A 17,973-nucleotide genomic window follows, 5' to 3' on the forward strand; every position below is an offset into this window, starting at 1 on the left:
TAACCCCTGTACGAAATTAGCACAAGAGGAAAATGCTTCGAATGGGACCAAAAACACGCCGGTAACCACGGAGACCACCGCCATGATGAGCTGCGAACAGCACGACTATCTTGAAATTGCCTGCCTCTACCACTACGAGATCCGCTTAACCCTGACCACAGGTAAACACATTACCGGTATTGCACTGGACACCTGCCGTAATGAAAACAAAGAGGAATGCCTGAAACTGAACACGGGCCAGCAAATATACCTGCTGCCGCTGCCGGACCTGGTCAGCATGACCGCCACCAGGCCCAACCCGCACTTTCAGCATATCGACTTCAGCTAGGCGGTAACACCTTCGCGGACGGTGCCCTGACTGGCAAAACAGCTGCTGTCGTAATACAGCAACCCGTGCCGACGGGCCAGCGGTGCCAGCCGGCGAGCAATTTGCCGGCCCATGCGCTGGCCGTTGCGACTGGTGTAGTCGGCATCAAACTGCATGGCCGGAGGTGCCGGCAGCGCCTCGGGCATGGCGGCAGCCAGCGGCGGCGACAGTACCTTGCAGATCAGCTCACTGACCACCCGGTTGACTGCCGAGCCCACGCCGTAACCCTGCCACTCCGGCAGCAGATACAGGCTGTTCAGGGTCATTTCCAGTGCCGGTGTCGGCCGCTCTGCGGGAATATCCAAGGCAAAGCTCAGCACCCAGTTGCCCACCATACGCGGCTGTTCATGCTCATGGTCCAGCAGGGCCACATTGCAGCGATAGTCCATGCCAAAGTCGTGAATACGCGGAGCAGCATCAGCCCATTGTTCTTCCGGGCGGGTCTCGCCCCAGAACAGGGGCCGGGGCGCATAGATATCTTCATGCTCGTGCAGGGCGCTATGACGAAATCGCTCGAACAAGGGCCTGTGCTCGGGGTGATGCCAGTCCATCAGCTGTAAAGACAGCCGGTCCAGCCATTCGGGAAATAACCAAGGGTAATCGTAAAATTCATCACGCAGCTGTGTGTAATCCAGAAGGTGATTCAGGGTCCAGTGACCGCGGCTGAGATAGCCGGCCTCACGAATAAAGGTGTGCTTGAGGTGTTTGAACAGGGGATAAGTATCGGCGGCCACTCGCCGGCGCTGATGTTGGGCAGGCATTAGGTAAACCACCCCTTCTCGCTGTATTCACCGGTGGCCACACACAGCAGGGGCCGCGCCGCCAGGCTGATACCGCCCGGTCGTTCACAATGAGAAAACTGCATAGGCTTTGTCTCCGTTTTTGACACAAAGCAAGGTATTGTAAAAGCCGGTTTGCCCATGTAAAGGCCGGGCGGATTACTATTCGCCGAAATCCATCGACAGAAATAATCGGCGATAGCCGGTGGGCACCGGCGGTGAACGGTGCCACAGGCCGTAGCCTTCCTGCCCCTGCCAGCCTTCACCTTTCATCAGCGCCACGTCTCCTGCCATCAGTTGCTGCCACTGCTCAGGCTCCTCGCCATTTTTCTCCAGCAACTGGTCCCGCTGCGGTGTATTCAGCCAGTGCGTGCCCGGACCGCAATAGGTAGTGACCAGCCGGCAGGGCAGCCGGTCGGTATGAAAACGCGGGCACATGGCGGTTTGCAGACTGGCCAGCCGCACTCCTACCCGTTTCAGCTCAAACAGGCAGGCAAACATTTCCGCCAGCTGCTGTATATCACCCACCAATGCCTGACGACCCGGTAACTCCGGTAATTTCCCGGTCAGCCCCTCTGCCACCCTTTCGGGCGGCAGCAGCTCGCGCACACTGATGCGACTGTCTGCCTGCAACAACCGCTGTACATAGCTGTTCACCTCAGCCGGCAGCGGGCGTTGCCACACCGCCAGATTGCAACCAGGCTGATAGATATTCGTAAAAACGGCAGGCTGACTGGCGATAGCGGTACGGGGTAACGGCAGTTCAGTAATGCTCATGACCAAAGTTCCTTGCTGATACACGGAATGAATAATTCGTGTTATGTTATAACAACTAAAATCATCATAAACCATGGTAAGCAAGCGGAGCAAACATCATGTCCAGCGATTCCCCCCTTCCCGTCACCGTGTTGTCCGGTTTTCTCGGTGCCGGAAAGACCACGGTCCTGAACCATATTCTTAATAACCGCCAGGGTCTGCGGGTGGCTGTTATCGTCAATGACATGAGCGAGGTGAATATTGATGCAGCCACCATACAGCAGCAGGTAAGCCTGCATCGGGGAGAGGATCGGCTGGTGGAAATGAGCAACGGCTGCATCTGCTGTACCCTGCGCGAGGATCTGCTCCAGGAAGTGCGCCGGCTGGCCACCGAGAACCGCTTCGACTGCCTGGTGATCGAGTCTACCGGCATCTCTGAGCCAATGTCGGTGGCCGAAACCTTCACCTTTGAAGGCGAGGATGGTCAGTGCCTGAATGATGTTGCCCGGCTTGATACGCTGGTAACAGTGGTGGACGCGGTTAACTTTCTCGCCGACTTTCAGGCTGCCGACGCCCTTGCCGAGCGGGGCGAAAGTCTGGGCGAGGAGGACGAACGCAGTGTGACCGATCTGCTGATAGAACAGATAGAATTCTGCGACCTGCTGCTGGTGAACAAGACCGATCTGGTGACGGCAGCGCAACTGGCGGAGCTGACCTCCATCCTCACCCGGCTCAACCCGGAAGCAGAGATCCTGCCCATTAGCCAGGGTCGGGTGCCGCTGAACAAACTGCTGGCCACACAACGCTTTAACTTTGAACGAGCCGCCAATGCGCCCGGCTGGCTGCAGGAACTGCGCGGCGAGCACACCCCGGAAACCGAGGAATATGGCATCGGCAGCTTCGTCTATCGCGCCCGCCGTCCCTTCCACCCCCAACGCTTCTTCGACTTTCTGCACCGGCCCCGGGAGCAGGGCCGGCTGCTGCGATCCAAGGGTTTTTTCTGGCTGGCAAGCCGCCCGGATCTGGCCGGTCAGTGGAACCAGGCCGGCGGCATCGCCTACCATGGTGGAGCTGGCCTGTTCTGGCAGGCGGTGCCCGAAGAAAACTGGCCCGAGGAGGAAGAAAGCCGGGAGCACATTATGGCCAGTTGGGCCGAACCCTATGGCGACCGCCGCCAGGAACTGGTATTTATCGGCCAGGGACTGGACCAGAGCGGGTTGTGTAGCGAACTCGACACCTGCCTGCTGACCGATGCAGAGATGCTGCCGGGCCCCGGTGCCTGGCAGCGGCTGCCCGATCCCTTTCCGGCCTGGGAGTAGACGGCGCAAAGGTCGCTGACGCACAATAACCGCCATTGTTAAGCCGTTGAGTCCGTTCAATGAAAACCAATCTGATCACCCGTGCCGGCTGGCATAAGCTGGATGAGGAGCTTAAATACCTGTGGAAGGTGGAGCGTCCCGCCGTCACCCAGTCGGTATCGGAAGCCGCCGCCCTCGGCGACCGCAGCGAAAATGCAGAATATATCTACGGTAAAAAGAGGCTACGGGAGATTGATCGCCGGGTACGCTACCTGATGAAACGGCTGGAAGCAGTTAAAATCATCGACCACGACCCGCGCCAGAACGGCAAGGTGTTTTTTGGCGCCTGGGTGGAGCTGGAAAATGAGGAAGGCGAGGTGGTGCGTTACCGCATTGTCGGCCCTGATGAAATCGACACCAAAAACAACCACATCACCATCGACTCCCCAATGGCCCGGGCGCTGATCGGCAAGCAGACCGACGATGAAGTGCAGGTAAAAACACCGGCAGGAGTAAAAGAGTGGTACATCAATAAAATTCAGTACCAGCCTTTTGAACAGGAGTAGTCGCCGTCAGCCCCGCTACTCCAGCCAGCGATACAGGGTGCGGCGGGTAATCCCCAGAATATCCGCCGCCCGCCGTTTGTTGCCCCCGGTGGCCGTCAGCACCCGGTGAATGTGCTGACGCTGAACGGTCTCCAGGCTAGGCAGGGTGTCGGCGTCTTCCGGTAATACCCCGTCGCTGGTTACCGGTTCAAATACCGGCCCGGCCTGCTCAAGAATACGCTGAGGCAGGTGCTGCACTTCAATCAGCCCGCCATCACAGAAGGTCGCCGCACGCTCCACAGCATTTTGCAGCTCCCGCACATTGCCCGGAAAGGAATATTGCTGCAGCAAGGCCTGCGCCTCATCACTGAAGCCTTTTACACTGCGCTGCTGACGGGCGTTAAACCGGGCCAGAAAAAAGCCCGCCAGTCGTTGAATGTCATCTCCCCGCTCCCGCAAGGGCGGAATTTGCAACGCAAAGGTTTCCAGCCGGTAAAACAGGTCCTCCCGGAAACTACCATCGGCAACCGCTTCCGTTAGATTGCGATTGGTCGCGGCAATAATGCGCACATCCAGCTGAATTTCGTGGTCACTGCCCACCGGCCTGATTTTGCCGTCCTGCAACACCCGCAACAGCTTGGCCTGCAGCGGCAACGGCATTTCGCCCATTTCATCCAGTAACAGGGTGCCGCCGTCCGCCTGCTGAAACAATCCGGCACGCCGGCTTTTTGCCCCGGTAAAGGCACCCGCCGCATGGCCGAAAAACTCACTTTCCATCAGTTCACCGGGAATGCCACCACAATTCACCACCATATAGGGGCCTTTACTGCGTGGGCTTTGCTCGTGCAGGGCCCGGGAAACCAGCTCTTTGCCGGTACCGCTCTCTCCCTGCACCAGCACGGGACCATCCGCCGTGGCGACCTGACGGATCTGATGGAACAGCTGCTGCATCGCCGGGCTCTGCCCGATAATGCCGTTAAACTGCTCCATGGCCAGCATATTCCGGTACTGCTGCACCTCGCTGCGCAGGCGGCGGTTCTCCAGCAGGCGGCTGACGGTCAGCAGAAAATGATCCATTTCCAATGGCTTGGTCAGGAAGTCATCGGCACCGGCCTGCAGCGCTTTCACCGCCTGCTGTACCGAGCCAAACGCCGTAATGATTAACACCGCCGGGGGCATTTCCTGTGCTTTCAGTGCCGGTAACAGACTGAGGCCGTCCTTGCCCGGTAAACGCAGGTCGCTTATCAGCAGATCCGGCGATTGCGTCTGCAGCCAGTGCAAGCCCTGCTCCGCATCGCCGCAGGACGTCACCCGGTAACCTTCTGCCTCCAGTTCTTCTTCCAGCAGCTCCCGCAAGGCGCTGTCGTCTTCCACCAGCAAAATATGTTCAGACTTTGCCATGGCTATGCCTCCTTTGACGGTCGGTTCAGGGGCAGCAACAAACAGGCTTCACAGCCGCCCTCGGCACGGTTCGCGATGGTAAAGTCTCCCCCCTGCTCTTCCGCTACCGCCAGTACAATGGCCAGCCCCAGCCCGGTCCCTTCACCCGGTGATTTAGTAGTAAAGAAAGGTTCGGTCAGGGTGTTTGCATCATGACCTTCAGGCAGCCCGGAACCGTTATCGGTAACACAGATTTTCAGCCTGTCATTATCCAGAGAGGCAGCAATACCAATATGCTCTGCGCCTGCCTGTAACGCATTACGTAATAAATTCAGCAACGCCAATTCAAGCCGTCCCGCATCCGCCGGAAACAGGGGAAGATCCGACTCAGCCTGTGGCGTTAACCGGCAACCCTGCGCCTCCAGCTCCGGAACCATGGCAGCCGATACTTCCTCTATCAGCCGGGCGGCAGACAGCCTGCGTGGCTGGGTGGCGGCAGGCCGGCAATAGTCCAGTAAATGTCGCACTGTACGGGTAAGTCGCTGCACCTGAGAACGAATTCCGCTCAGGTTGCGCTGCTGCTGTTCATTCAGGCTGCCGGCTCGTTCCAGCCGTCGGGCCCGGCCGTCTATCACACTTAAAGGCGCCCCCAGCTCATGCGCAATGCCCCGGGCCATACTACCGATAGCGGCCATTTTTTCATTATCCTTCAGCTGCGCCAGCAGCCGGGTTTCCGCTGCCCTGTGAGCATCCAGACTTTGATTGGCCTGCTCTATACTGTCCAGCATCTCATTCAGCCCCAGCGCCAGGCTGGCTACCTCCTGTGGCCCGTTTAATGCCGCCCGGTGTGACAAGTCGCCATTTTTTACCCGGTTCATATGATTCAGCAACCGATCCACATGACGGCCCACACCGCCGTAATGCCCCAGCAACACGCCGGTCAGAATAACCAGGCTAAACAGCCCCCAGCTTGCCCAGGCAATTACGCTGAACTGCCGCCAGGCGCGATCAAAGTCACTGGCCCGGCGCGAGATCTGAATCAACCCCCGGATTTGGCCTGCGGTATCAAACACCGGCAGAAAATGTGAAAAAAGACGCTGGCCATCCACCCGGTTAAACGCTTCCTGACTTTCCCCGGTAAAACGAATACGGGCCGGAATGGTACTGGCAGACAAATCTTTCACTGAAAAGCCGGCAGCAGCAATGCGGGTACCGTTGACATCAAATACCGAGGCACCGTACACCTCCCCCAGCACAAAGACCGAGCGCAAGGCCGCAGCCACCGCGGCCATATCGCCGTTATTGACTGCATTGGCAATGGGAATGCTGATGGCCCGCCCCAACAGCTCCAGATCATTTTTCAGCCGTTGTTCCTGATACTGGTTTGCCTGATCCAGACCAAAACGCATACCCAGGGCGGTAAGCAATACCAACGGCAGCACCACAAACAGCAGCAGGGTGCGCTGCAGGCCGCTGATTCTCCACCAGCGCACTCGGGCGGGTGTGTTATTTCTGAACGAGTTATTTTTGCTCATGTGTCATATATATACATACCGAATCATAAAAACAATACGCCCTTGACTTCCATTACCACACCATAAAATATAATTTCATTTGATATCAACAACTTAAATAAAAATGAAATACTTGGCACGCTTCATGTATTAGTGAGAGTACTTTCAACAAGAGGAGTGCTTTTATGACTAAGCTCAAAACCTTGACCACTGCCATCGCCTTTGCCACTTTCGGTATGACCGCCACCGCAGCCATGGCACAGCAGGCGCCGGCACAGGCACCACAGGGTAGCGCACAGGCACAACCATTTGAGCAAGGCCAGCAGTCAGGGCAGATCACCGACGGCGAACTGAAAAAGTTTATAAAGGCCAATGAAGAAGTCGCTCAGGTGCGGGACGAATTCAGCCAGAAGCTGAACCAGGAAAACGATCAGCAAAAGGCCCAGGAGCTGCAGATGCAGGCTCAGGAAGAAATGCAGAAAGCCGTAGAAAATAACGATCTTGATGCTTCCACTTACAACACCATTGCAGCCCGCCTGCAAACGGATCCTGAATTGCAAGATCGCCTCAGCGCACTGCAATAAATGACCATCATCATAGCGGGGCCTTCGGGCCCCTTTTTTGTTGGACGCCCCCACCCCCGCCAGTTTCACTCCTCTTCTTTAGCCGGCCTTTCTGTTTCATAATGCCCGCCCTGCTTTCTTTACTAATGCAAGCCGGGCGAGCACCCGCTGCCGGAGCACATGCTGATGAACATCATTAATCAAACCCTGGCCAATGAACTGGCCGTTTCCCGGTCGCAGGTAGATGCGGCCATCCAACTGCTCGACGAGGGTGCCACGGTTCCCTTTATTGCCCGTTACCGCAAAGAGGTGACCGGCGGGCTGGATGATACCCAGCTGCGTAATCTCGACAGCCGGCTGGGCTATCTGCGCGAGCTGGAAGACAGACGCGCGGTGATCCTTAAATCCGTGGACGAGCAGGGTAAGCTGAGTCCTGAGCTCAAAACCGAACTGCTGGCTGCCGACACCAAAACCCGGCTGGAAGATCTCTATCTGCCCTACAAGCCCAAGCGCCGTACCAAGGGCCAGATTGCCATTGAAGCCGGCCTGACTGCCCTGGCCGATACCCTGTTCAACGATCCCGGCCAGGACCCACAGGCGCTGGCCGAGCAGTTCGTCAACGCAGACGCCGGCGTGGCCGATACCAAGGCGGCGCTGGACGGTGCCAAGTACATACTGATGGAACGCCTGGCCGAGCAAGCGGATCTGCTGGAGGCAGTACGCAGTTACCTGCAACAGCATGGTCAATTACAGGCCAGGGTGATCGAAGGTCAGGAGCAGAGTGGTGCCAAGTTCAAGGACTACTTTGAGCATCAGGAAGCCATCAGCAAAGCCCCCTCGCACAGGCTGCTGGCCATGCTGCGCGGCCGCAACGAGGGCGTGCTGTCATTGGCGCTGGTGGTCGACACCGAGGCCGAACGCCATCCCTGCGAAAGCATTATTGCCCGCCATGCCGGCTGGCAGGACCAGAGCCGTCCCGCCGACAAATGGCTGGCCGGGGTGTTCAGCTGGACCTGGCGGGTCAAGCTGTCGCTGCAGATGGAAACCGAACTGCTGGGCCAGGCCCGGGAGCGGGCCGAGGAAGAGGCCATCAAGGTGTTTGCCCTTAACCTCAAAGACTTGCTGATGGCCGCCCCCGCCGGTGCCCGGATCACCATGGGGCTGGATCCGGGCATTCGCACCGGGGTGAAGGTGGTGGTAGTGGACAACACCGGCAAACTGCTGGAACACGCGACCGTATATCCTTTTCAGCCTCACAATAAAGTGGAACAGAGCCTGCGTACCCTTGGCGAGCTGTGCCGCAAACACAAGGTCAGTCTGGTCAGTATCGGCAACGGCACCGCCTCGCGGGAAACCGAGCGGCTGGTAGAAACCCTGATGAAACAAAGCCCGGAACTGAAACTGCAAAAGGTAGTGGTCAGCGAGGCCGGGGCATCCGTCTATTCTGCTTCGGAGCTGGCCGCCAATGAATTCCCCGAGCTCGACGTTTCCCTGCGCGGTGCCGTGTCCATCGCCCGCCGGTTGCAGGATCCGCTGGCCGAACTGGTGAAAATCGATCCCAAAAGCATTGGCGTGGGTCAGTATCAGCACGATGTGTCACAGACCCAGCTGGCCCGCAATCTGGAGGCGGTAGTGGAAGACTGCGTGAACGCCGTGGGCGTGGACGTAAACATGGCTTCCGCCCCGCTGCTGGCCCGGGTATCCGGCCTGACCCCAACGCTTGCCCAGAATATCGTGACCTGGCGCGATGAGCAGGGTGTGTTTGCCGATCGCAAACAGCTGCTCAAGGTGCCCCGTCTCGGCCCCAAGGCCTTTGAACAGTGCGCCGGTTTTTTACGTATTCAGGGTGGCCGAAACCCGCTGGACGCCTCCGCAGTACACCCGGAAGCCTACCCGGTGGTAGAACGCATGCTGGCAAAGCTGCAGCAACCGGTCAAAGAAGTGCTGGGTAATGCCGGACTGCTCAAGACCCTGGATGCCCGCGATTACACCGACGACCACTTTGGCCTGCCTACGGTGCGGGATATTCTCGGAGAACTGGACAAGCCCGGCCGGGATCCCCGCCCCGAATTCAAAACCGCCCGCTTTATGGACGGTGTGGAAAAGCCCGCCGACCTTATTCCCGACATGGTACTGGAAGGCGTGGTGACCAACGTCACCAACTTCGGTGCCTTTGTCGATATCGGCGTACATCAGGACGGTCTGGTGCATATTTCGGCGCTCACCGATCGTTTTGTGCAGGACCCGCGTGAAGTGGTCAAAGCCGGCGACATTGTCCGGGTCAAGGTGCTGGAGGTAGATCTGCAGCGCAACCGCATTGCACTGACCATGCGCCTGGATCAGAGTGCCGCCGACCATGCCGAAGGCAAGAGTGCACCACGCCGGGATGACCGTGGCCGCAGCAACAAACCTGCAGGTCAGAGCCGGCCCCGCCCGGCACGCCGGGAGCAGCCGGCTCCGCAAGGTGCCATGGGCGCAGCCCTGGCCGCGGCCCTGCAAAAGAAAAAATAAGGCGGTTGTCATCAGGACACCAACGCGGGCCCTGGCCCGCACTACGCCTCTGTCGTCATGCCCTCGTAAAGAGGGCATCTACCATGATGTACTGCCGTTAATAACATCATTGCTCAGCAGAAAGACATGGTGCCGCAGTGGGCCGTGCAAATTCTACCGACGGCGGACTAAAGGAGCCTCAGTCCCCATGCGACTCGATAAATTTATCTGTAAAAGCACCGAGCTTAGTCGGACCGGGGCCAGACAAGCCATCCAGGCCGGCGAAGCCCGGGTCAATGGTGAAGTCATCACCAATGAGGCCGCCCAGGTACATGAAAACAATCATATTACCCTCGGCGGACAGCAGCTGGAGCCACGCCCTTTCCGCTATCTGATGATGCATAAACCCGCCGGCTCCCTGTGCTCTAATGTCGATGGCAGCTACCCGTCGCTGTTCCGGTGGCTGCATGTCGAGCGGCCCGATGAACTGCATATCGTCGGCCGCCTGGATGCAGATACCACCGGTCTGGTGCTGCTCACCGATGATGGCCGCTGGTCATTTAATATCACCCGGCCCGAGCAACAATGTGAAAAGGTGTACCGGGTAGGGCTGCGGGATCCGCTGGTTGCTAATGTAGCCGATCGCTTTGCACAAGGGCTGCTGCTGCAGGGAGAAAGCAAACCCACCCAGCCGGCGGTACTGGCACACATCGGCCCCCGGGAAGTGCTGCTGACCATTACCGAGGGGCGCTTTCACCAGGTAAAACGCATGTTTGCGGCGGTCGGCAACCGGGTGCTCAGCCTGCACCGGGAACAGATTGGTGGTATCCGGCTGGATGTCCCCCTGGGTCACTGGCGAGAGCTGACACCAGCTGAAATCGAAAACGCCTGAACCGGAGGATTGACCTCCGTGCGGTTACGCTGGCGGAAAACCTGCATCCCTTATCAAACCCGGGTAAGATGCAAATGAACCTTCACTCAATATTCGGAGCCCCAGCCATGCATATTGAACTCGTCCCTTTCGACAACAAGCACCAGCCGGCCATTCGCGGGGTACGCAATGCCGTGTTTATTCAGGAACAACGTATTGATCCCGGACTGGAATATGATGGTCTGGACGAAAACGCCGTTCATGTGCTGCTGAGCATTGATGGCCAGTGGGCTGGCACCGGCCGTTTGCTGGACGATGGCCACATCGGCCGCATCGCGGTACGTAAAGAGTTTCGTGGCCTGGGGCTGGGGGCAAAAGTGGTGCAGGCGCTGGTGGATGAAGCGGCCCGGCAAGGTCACACCCGGGTGCATTTAGGTGCACAAAAATACGCCACCGGCTTTTACCGGAAGCTGGGCTTCACTCCTTACGGGGACGAATTTCTTGATGCAGGCATAGTACATATCTCCATGGAAAAAGCCCTGGGCTAGCCCTGTCACAGAATGGAAATAAGTTTTTCATATTATATGCTTAGTGAAACTTTATGCTGCCCAACAAGCAGTAATGCCGAGTGAAGTCTCGCTAACAGTTTGTTTTGCATTCTAATTAAATTTCACTTTTTCGCGCCTTTTCTATACAATTGGCGCGTTCATGCATTGAACAAAGTGAATTGATGAACGTTTCCAACCTCAGCTTTACCGAGCAAAGGCTGGTCGCCGGCCTCAGTGGCGGTTTCCTGCTCCTCTTCGTAATTCTCGCCTTTTTCGACCTGCCACAGATGACCCAATGGATCAACCAGGGTTTTGCCTGGACCGTTGATGTATTCGGTCCTCTGTGGCAGGTGTGGATGCTGGCCAACCTGGTGATCGCCCTGGTACTGGGCCTTACCCGCTATGGCGATATTCGCCTGGGCGGTAACGTCGCCCCCGACAGCTCCACCTTTCGCTGGCTGGCGGTGATCATGTGCACCCTGCTGGCCGGTGGTGGCGTATTCTGGTCCGCTGCCGAGCCCATGTATCACTATGTGACCACGCCACCGCTGTTTGCCGACAGCGAATCCGGCGTATCGGCAGTATCCGCCGCCCTGGCGCAAAGCTTTATGCACTGGGGCTTTCTGGCCTGGGCGGCGCTGGGCACCCTGTCGGCCATTGTGGTGGTGTACGCCCACTATCACAAGGGCCTGGCCATGCGCCCGCGCACTCTGCTCTATCCGCTGCTGGGAGAGAAAGTGGAGAGCCACTGGCTGGGCACCCTGGCCGATGTGGTCTCCATTATCGCCGTGGCTGCCGGCACCATTGGTCCCATTGGTTTTCTGGCCACCCAGCTGGGGTTCAGCTTTGAGGCCCTGCTGGGCTGGGAAAACAACTATGGTCTGCAGCTCGCCATTCTCGGCGGCCTGGTACTGATCTACACACTCTCTGCATCTACCGGCATTGAAAAAGGCATTCAGTGGCTGTCCAGCGCCAACGTGGTGCTGGCAGTGATATTGCTCGGCATTATTCTGCTGGCCGGCCCGGGCAACTTCATTATCGATTCCTTTCTCAACGGCATGGGTACCTATCTGCAGGACTTTATGCCCATGGCCCTGAACCGCCAGGACGATGCCTGGCTGGGCTGGTGGACTCTGTTCTTCTGGGGCTGGTTTATCGGCTACGGCCCCATGATGGCACTGTTTATTGCCCGAATTTCCCGCGGCCGCTCTTTACGTGAACTGGTGATGGCAGTGGCGGTCATGGCGCCGCTGGTCACCAACTTCTGGTTTGCCAGCATTGGCGGTGCCGGCATCTTCTACGAGCAGGCAGCCGCCGGCGTGGTCTCCGCACCGTTGCAGGAAAGCGGCTTGCCCGCGGCACTGCTGGCCGTTACCCAGCAGCTGCCCCTGGCCGAACTGATGGTGCCTGCCTTTCTGATACTCACGGTGATCTTTGTCGCCACCACCGGGGACTCCATGGCCTATTCCATTTCCATGGCCATCAGCGGCGATCACACACCACGGACCCGCCAGCGTATTTTCTGGGCGCTCACCATGGGATTGGTCGCCGCGGTGCTGCTGCGTATGGGCGAAGGTGGCATCAATGCACTCCAGTCCTTTATAGTGATCACCGCCGCTCCGGTGTCGCTGCTGCTGTTACCGGTACTCTGGACCGGCCCGCGCATGGCCCACGCCATGGCCTATGAGCAAGGCATAGTGACCCAGGCTCCGCGCAGCAAGGTCGCTGCCAGCAAAAGTACGACCTGAGCCCTACGGTGGGGGCTGACAGGCCCTCACCGTACCAGAGCATTAAACGTGCAACAGTGCTTCCTTTCCATCCGTATTTAGACAGATTAAAGGTGGTGCTTGGAACCAAACTTGTTCTATCTTGTCTGGGTTATGGCCTATACAACACGGAGCGACTCATGTCCTGGACCCCACAACAACTGCACGATCTGCTGGCCAAACGCCAAGGCTGGCATTGTTCACTTGAAAGCGATTCGTTACTGATCACCAACGAAGAAGGGCTGGAAGCCTACCTGGCGGTGTCCGGCGAGCAAATTATTGTCGAGACACTGCTGTTCCCCGCCAGTGTGGTGACCGATACCGCCGCCCTGAACGACACCATTCTTCGCACTCATCAGCTGTTTCCGCTGACCACGGTGGGCATCAGTCACATCAAGGGCGACGATTATTACATCGCCTTTGGTGCTCTGTCGTCGGGCTCAAAGGAAGAGAGCGTGCAGATTGAAGTGGAAACCCTGTTCCGTAATACCGAAGCCTTTCTCGAGCTCTATCAGGAGCATCTTCAAGGAGTAACCTCATGAGCGTATGGAAAAAACTGGTTACCGCCATCAAGGGTGGAGCCAATGAAGCCGCCGAAGCCGTCGCCGACAGTCAGGCCCTGCGCATTCTGGAACAGGAAATTCGTGAAGCCCGGCAGGAGCTGCGCCGCTCCGACGAAGCGCTTACCAGCATCATGGCCAAGCGTAAACTGGCACACCAAAAAGTGGATGCCATCCGCACCAGCATTGCCGAGTATGAAAGCCATGCCCGGGCTGCCATGACCAAGGAAAACCGCGAACTCGCGCTGGAATGTGCCCAGCGGGTGAGCGAGCTGAAAAACGAGCAGGATGCAGAGCAAGCCTACCTGGATCAGTTCACTGCCTCTGAAAGCACCCTGAAAGACAACATCAGTACTGCCAGAAACCGCCTGCGCCAGCTGGAACAGCAACTGGATGTGGTCAAGGCCACCGACAGTGTGCAAAAAGCTCAGGCAGCAGTCTCATCCCGCCATACCGGTGCCAACTCCCGCATGAAAACCGCGGTGGAATCGCTGGATCGCATTAAGCAGAAGCAGACACAGCGTCAGGCCGAGCTGGATGTGGCTGCAGAGCGGGCTGCCACCGAAAGCGGCGATGCCCTGGAGCAAAAGCTGAAGAGCGCCGGCATTACCGGCAGCCAGTCGGCCGGTGCCGAAGACGAGCTGGCCCGGATCCTTGGCAAATAGTATGTTTGACTGGCTGAAGAAGAAAATGCAGCCTGTCCCGCCTCAGGCAGAAGCGGCCCCGGAAGTACTGGGGCTGCGTCTGGGCGGCGGCCTTGAGCTGGATGCCCTGCGGCTGTCACTGCTTGAGAGCCAGGTTACCTTTGAAGGAGCCGCCAGCACTCAGATCATTCAGGCGGTAGGCCGGGTGGTGCTCGACGAGAGCCACCAGTTGCTGCGTTTTTACACCGACGATGACGGCTTTGTGCAGGTACTGCTTAATGGCGGGCTCACCGATGACTGCGTATCCGAAGTCAAACTCTGGTACTTTTACCGCACGCAACCGGTGGACGATGATGCCGGCTGGAACACACTGCTGACCAGCAAGCTGGTGCAGCCCGACTGGGATCTGGACGGACAAAGATTCACCAGAGCCTGGGACAACACCCAGCCTGTGGCCATGACCGAAACCACCTGGTTGCAAAACGGCAGCCGCAGCGATACCGATCAGTTTGTGATGCTCTATGAACGCCCGCTGGATAACGGCGAAGCAGAAATGCTGATGGTCGCCGGCGAGGAAAAAATCAACGGTAACCGGGCCGAACGCAGCCTGGTGCTGGCCACCGGCATTGATCTGGGCCCGACCGATTTTCGGTTTGTGAGCTGATGCGGTACACGGCCGGTGCCAGTTTCAAACGCAGACTCGCCGTAAACCCTTCCCTGGGGGCTCAGCTGCGCCACCCCTGGCGCAGAGGGTCTGCTTACTGAATAGCGGCACCGACCTCACCTTTGAATGCAAACCAACATATAAGGATACCCATGGACGCCTTACTCACTTCCCTCTCGGGCCTTGGCCCGTTTTTACTCTACTTTGCCATGTCCATTGCCATGCTGCTGCTGTTCAAGTGGCTGTATGTCCTGATTACGCCCTATGATGAGTGGCGTCTGATAAAAGAAGATCAGAACCTGGCGGCGGCCATTGCGCTGGTAGGTGCTTTTGTGGGGTTCTCACTGGCGGTGGCCAGTGCCGCAGCCAACTCGGTGTCACTGCTCGACTTTGCCGTATGGGGTGTCGTAGCACTGGTCGCCCAGCTGCTGGCCTTCGCCATTGTGCGGCTGATGTTTCTGCCCAAGGTGGCCGAACGCATTAACCAGGGCCAGGTCTCGGCCGGTGCTGTGGTTGGCGGTCTGTCAGTGGCGGTAGGTCTGCTTAACGCTGCCTGCATCACTTACTGAGTGAGGTGTCTATGAAACGCTCCCGACGCCAGCTGTTAACCCGAATGAGCCAACGTATCGGCAAACCGGCAGGAGCCGCCATCGCTGGCTCCGTGCTGCTCAGTGCCTGTGGCCAGAGTGATCCCGACGTGCTGGTGTATCAGTCACCGGAAGACTGCAGCAATGCCAACCCGGAACAGGCCGAGCAATGCCAGGCAGCCTATCAGCAGGCCCTGGCTGAATCCGCCGATACCGCCCCCAAATATAACCGTCAGCACGACTGTGAAGCCGACTTCGGCGGCGGTAACTGTGTGCCCTATCAATATCAGGGTAACAGCTGGTTTATGCCCGCCATGGCCGGTTTCATGTTTGGTCGCATGCTCGACCGGGATCGCTATATTCACCATCCGGTATACACCTCGTATAACCCCTATTCTCCCTACTACGGTCACTGGACCACAGCAGGGGGATACCGGATGGGCAAAGCCAGCTACGGCAAACGCATGCCGGTGAGCCGGGAAGCCCTCAAGCCCAAACCCAAGGTCACCCGCACCATCTCCCGGGGCGGTTTTGGTTCATCGGCTCAGGCCAAAAGCAGCTGGAGCAGCAGCAAAAAATCAAGCAGCCGTTCCCGGGGCTGGGGCGGCTGATGCTGCGGGTAGGTCACACTGAACGCCCTCACTGGAGAGCGCAAGCCGAGCAGCTGGGCTTTGGCTTCCACACCATGTATGGCGAGCCCTACTGGGATGAAACCGCTTACTACCAGTTCACTCTGGCCCAGATAGAGCAGGACATTGAAGATCCTACCGCCGAGCTGCATCAAATGTGCCTGGAAGTCGTGGACCGTGTGGTTCGCGACGAACGACTGTTGCGCCGCTGCGGTATTCCCGAGGCTCGCTGGCAGGAGGTGGCTAATTCTTGGCACAGGGGCGATCCCAGCCTCTACTCCCGGCTGGATCTGGCCTACGACGGCCGCGGCCCGGCCAAGCTTTATGAAAATAACGCCGACACCCCTACCAGCCTGTTTGAAACCGCCTTCTGGCAGTGGCTGTGGCTGGAAGATAACGTGGATGCGGGCCGGCTACGCCGGGATGCGGATCAGTTCAATCTGCTGCAGGAGCGGCTGGTGGCACGCTTTGCCCGACTCGCTCAGGAGCATGCCGGCCAGCGGCTGCACTTCGCCTGCTGCAAGGACACCGTTGAAGACAGGGGCACAGTACAGTATCTGGAGGACTGTGCGCGGGAAGCCGGACTCGACACCGGCTTTGTATTTATGGAGGACATCGGCCTGGGTGAAGGCGGCTGGCTCACCGACAGTGCCGATAACACCATCGACTGGCTGTTCAAGCTTTACCCGTGGGAATTTATGTTTGAAGAGGCATTCGCGGCCCACCTGACCAGCAGCCGGGTCAGCTGGCTGGAACCCATGTGGAAGTCAGTGCTGTCCAACAAGGCCCTGCTGCCACTGTTATGGCAACAGTTTCCCGGCCATCCCAATCTGTTACCCGCCTATTTCGGCGACGATCCTGCCCGTTCGCAACTGCATGAATATGTGCAGAAACCGCTGTTCTCCCGGGAAGGAGCCAATATCCGCATTGTGCGTCACGGCGAGGTAGTGGCCGAAGTCGACGGCCCCTATGGCGAAGAAGGCGTTATTATTCAGGCATGGCACCCGTTACCGGTGTTTGGCGATCGCCATGCCCTGGTGGGCAGCTGGCTGGTAGACGACGCCCCCGCCGGCATCGCCATGCGCGAAGACATCAGCCCGATAACCCAGGATCTTTCCCGTTACCTGCCTCATGTGATCCTCGGCTGAACCATCTCGGCTTAAAACAATGAGGTCACAAAAAAAAGCGCGCATAGATAGGGTTGTGATCCGACACTCCGGGCATATTGATGGCTTCCGCCGAGCGCAGGAACAGATCCCGGTAAAAAATGAAATCCAGCGGCTGGCGCAGGTAACTTTTCACATGATGGGCGTTTTCCATCACCGCCTGACGCAGGCCGGTGGCCCGGCAGAACTGACGCAGATACAAACGGCGCTGACGGCTCCAGACGTTAAAATCACCGGCCACGATTAAGGGGCCGCTGTGACGCAGCAGTTCGGTGCGCAACAGCTCCATTTCGTTCAGAAACAGGCCGGCATGGACAAAATTAATGGCATGCATATTCACCACCAGCAGGGACCCGTAACCGGGCAGCGGGTGACGAGTCAGCATCAGGCTTTTGTGGGTGGCAAAGCGCAGTTCCCGGCTCTGGCTGAGCAACGGCTGCACATCATCAAAGGCACAGCGTCCGGCGGTGAGCACACCAAACAATTGCGTGCGGGTCTGCATATTGGGGGACACCGCCCAGGACCAGCCGTCCAGCCAGCTGTCTCCCACGGGAGCCAGCCGGGCTTCCTGTAGCAGCAGCAGGCTGGTCGCATAACGCTCAGTCAGCGCGGCAAGGCTGTGCTGAAAGCGCACATCCTGAGTCAGTTTCTGGGCGTTCCAGCACAGCACGCCCAAGGTGTCACCGTCCAATGAGCGGTGCTGGTGCAACAGCTGGCTGGGAGTGACACGAGGCCTCAACATACTATTTTTCACTCCTGCAACAGGGCACGTTGGCAAAGTGTAGGCCAGCACCGGCAAGAACCCGAGCTGGCAGCTAGGCTTTAAACACCATTGTATTGCCGGAT

Annotated in this window: 19 protein-coding genes; 14 read left to right on the forward strand and 5 right to left on the reverse strand. The window is 58.2% G+C overall.

What is annotated here, in order from left to right:
• Positions 1-82: 82 nt before the first annotated feature.
• A complete protein-coding gene (locus B6S09_RS11495) occupies positions 83-328 on the forward strand; it encodes a Rho-binding antiterminator (RefSeq protein ID WP_094278636.1) in 246 nt (81 codons plus the stop codon).
• On the opposite strand, the gene B6S09_RS11500 is transcribed toward B6S09_RS11495, so the two are convergent.
• Positions 325-1,128 (reverse strand): hypothetical protein, encoded by an 804-nt coding sequence (locus tag B6S09_RS11500; protein WP_094278637.1) that lies wholly within the window; start codon positions 1,126-1,128, stop codon positions 325-327. The two genes, B6S09_RS11495 and B6S09_RS11500, sit on opposite strands and share 4 nt — an antisense overlap.
• Positions 1,129-1,308: 180 nt before the next feature.
• A complete protein-coding gene (locus tag B6S09_RS11505; RefSeq protein WP_094278638.1) occupies positions 1,309-1,923 on the reverse strand; it encodes a DUF1826 domain-containing protein in 615 nt (204 codons plus the stop codon).
• 98 nt (positions 1,924-2,021) lie between these two features.
• Here B6S09_RS11505 and zigA point away from each other — a divergent pair, with 98 nt between their 5' ends.
• Together zigA and greB are read left to right on the forward strand one after the other, a co-directional pair.
• Positions 2,022-3,221, forward strand: a complete 1,200-nt coding sequence (gene zigA / locus B6S09_RS11510; protein WP_094278639.1) for a zinc metallochaperone GTPase ZigA — start codon at positions 2,022-2,024, stop codon at positions 3,219-3,221.
• 59 nt (positions 3,222-3,280) lie between these two features.
• On the forward strand, positions 3,281-3,766 hold the full coding sequence (greB, locus tag B6S09_RS11515) for a transcription elongation factor GreB (RefSeq protein WP_094278640.1): 486 nt from the start codon (positions 3,281-3,283) through the stop codon (positions 3,764-3,766).
• 15 nt (positions 3,767-3,781) lie between these two features.
• On the opposite strand, the gene B6S09_RS11520 is transcribed toward greB, so the two are convergent.
• Both B6S09_RS11520 and B6S09_RS11525 read right to left on the reverse strand, forming a co-directional pair.
• Positions 3,782-5,146, reverse strand: coding sequence for a sigma-54-dependent transcriptional regulator (locus B6S09_RS11520; protein WP_094278641.1), 1,365 nt, complete (start codon positions 5,144-5,146; stop codon positions 3,782-3,784).
• Positions 5,147-5,148: 2 nt separating this feature from the next.
• On the reverse strand, positions 5,149-6,660 hold the full coding sequence (locus B6S09_RS11525) for a sensor histidine kinase (protein ID WP_094278642.1): 1,512 nt from the start codon (positions 6,658-6,660) through the stop codon (positions 5,149-5,151).
• 164 nt (positions 6,661-6,824) lie between these two features.
• On the opposite strand from B6S09_RS11525, the gene B6S09_RS11530 reads away from it, so the two are divergent.
• The 11 genes from B6S09_RS11530 (at position 6,825) to B6S09_RS11580 (ending at position 17,109) form a co-directional block, all read left to right on the forward strand.
• Positions 6,825-7,223, forward strand: a complete 399-nt coding sequence (locus B6S09_RS11530) for a DUF4168 domain-containing protein (RefSeq protein WP_094278643.1) — start codon at positions 6,825-6,827, stop codon at positions 7,221-7,223.
• A 165-nt stretch (positions 7,224-7,388) separates the two neighbouring features.
• The gene (locus tag B6S09_RS11535) at positions 7,389-9,713 is read left to right on the forward strand and encodes a Tex family protein (RefSeq protein WP_094278789.1); all 2,325 of its coding nucleotides are present in this window, start codon (positions 7,389-7,391) and stop codon (positions 9,711-9,713) included.
• 187 nt (positions 9,714-9,900) lie between these two features.
• Entirely contained in the window at positions 9,901-10,584 is a 684-nt protein-coding gene (locus tag B6S09_RS11540) for a pseudouridine synthase (protein WP_094278644.1), read from the forward strand.
• A 107-nt stretch (positions 10,585-10,691) separates the two neighbouring features.
• Entirely contained in the window at positions 10,692-11,111 is a 420-nt protein-coding gene (locus B6S09_RS11545) for a GNAT family N-acetyltransferase (protein WP_094278645.1), read from the forward strand.
• A 182-nt stretch (positions 11,112-11,293) separates the two neighbouring features.
• A complete protein-coding gene (locus B6S09_RS11550; RefSeq protein WP_094278646.1) occupies positions 11,294-12,859 on the forward strand; it encodes a BCCT family transporter in 1,566 nt (521 codons plus the stop codon).
• Between the two features lie 158 nt (positions 12,860-13,017).
• Entirely contained in the window at positions 13,018-13,419 is a 402-nt protein-coding gene (locus B6S09_RS11555) for a YjfI family protein (RefSeq protein ID WP_094278647.1), read from the forward strand.
• On the forward strand, positions 13,416-14,102 hold the full coding sequence (locus tag B6S09_RS11560) for a PspA/IM30 family protein (RefSeq protein WP_094278648.1): 687 nt from the start codon (positions 13,416-13,418) through the stop codon (positions 14,100-14,102). Before B6S09_RS11555 ends, B6S09_RS11560 begins: the two co-directional genes overlap by 4 nt.
• 1 nt (position 14,103) lies before the next feature.
• On the forward strand, positions 14,104-14,745 hold the full coding sequence (locus B6S09_RS11565; RefSeq protein WP_094278649.1) for a YjfK family protein: 642 nt from the start codon (positions 14,104-14,106) through the stop codon (positions 14,743-14,745).
• Positions 14,746-14,897: 152 nt separating this feature from the next.
• Positions 14,898-15,314: a DUF350 domain-containing protein gene (locus B6S09_RS11570; RefSeq protein WP_094278650.1), complete on the forward strand. Its 417-nt coding sequence runs from the start codon at positions 14,898-14,900 to the stop codon at positions 15,312-15,314.
• An 11-nt stretch (positions 15,315-15,325) separates the two neighbouring features.
• Entirely contained in the window at positions 15,326-15,943 is a 618-nt protein-coding gene (locus B6S09_RS11575) for a DUF1190 domain-containing protein (protein ID WP_094278651.1), read from the forward strand.
• Entirely contained in the window at positions 15,943-17,109 is a 1,167-nt protein-coding gene (locus tag B6S09_RS11580) for a glutathionylspermidine synthase family protein (protein WP_094278652.1), read from the forward strand. Before B6S09_RS11575 ends, B6S09_RS11580 begins: the two co-directional genes overlap by 1 nt.
• A 25-nt stretch (positions 17,110-17,134) precedes the next feature.
• On the opposite strand, the gene B6S09_RS11585 is transcribed toward B6S09_RS11580, so the two are convergent.
• Positions 17,135-17,869, reverse strand: coding sequence for an endonuclease/exonuclease/phosphatase family protein (locus tag B6S09_RS11585; RefSeq protein ID WP_094278653.1), 735 nt, complete (start codon positions 17,867-17,869; stop codon positions 17,135-17,137).
• Positions 17,870-17,973: the final 104 nt, after the last annotated feature.

The sequence above is a fragment of the Oceanimonas baumannii genome, assembly GCF_002245495.1.
Classification (GTDB): Bacteria; Pseudomonadota; Gammaproteobacteria; order Enterobacterales; family Aeromonadaceae; genus Oceanimonas; species Oceanimonas baumannii.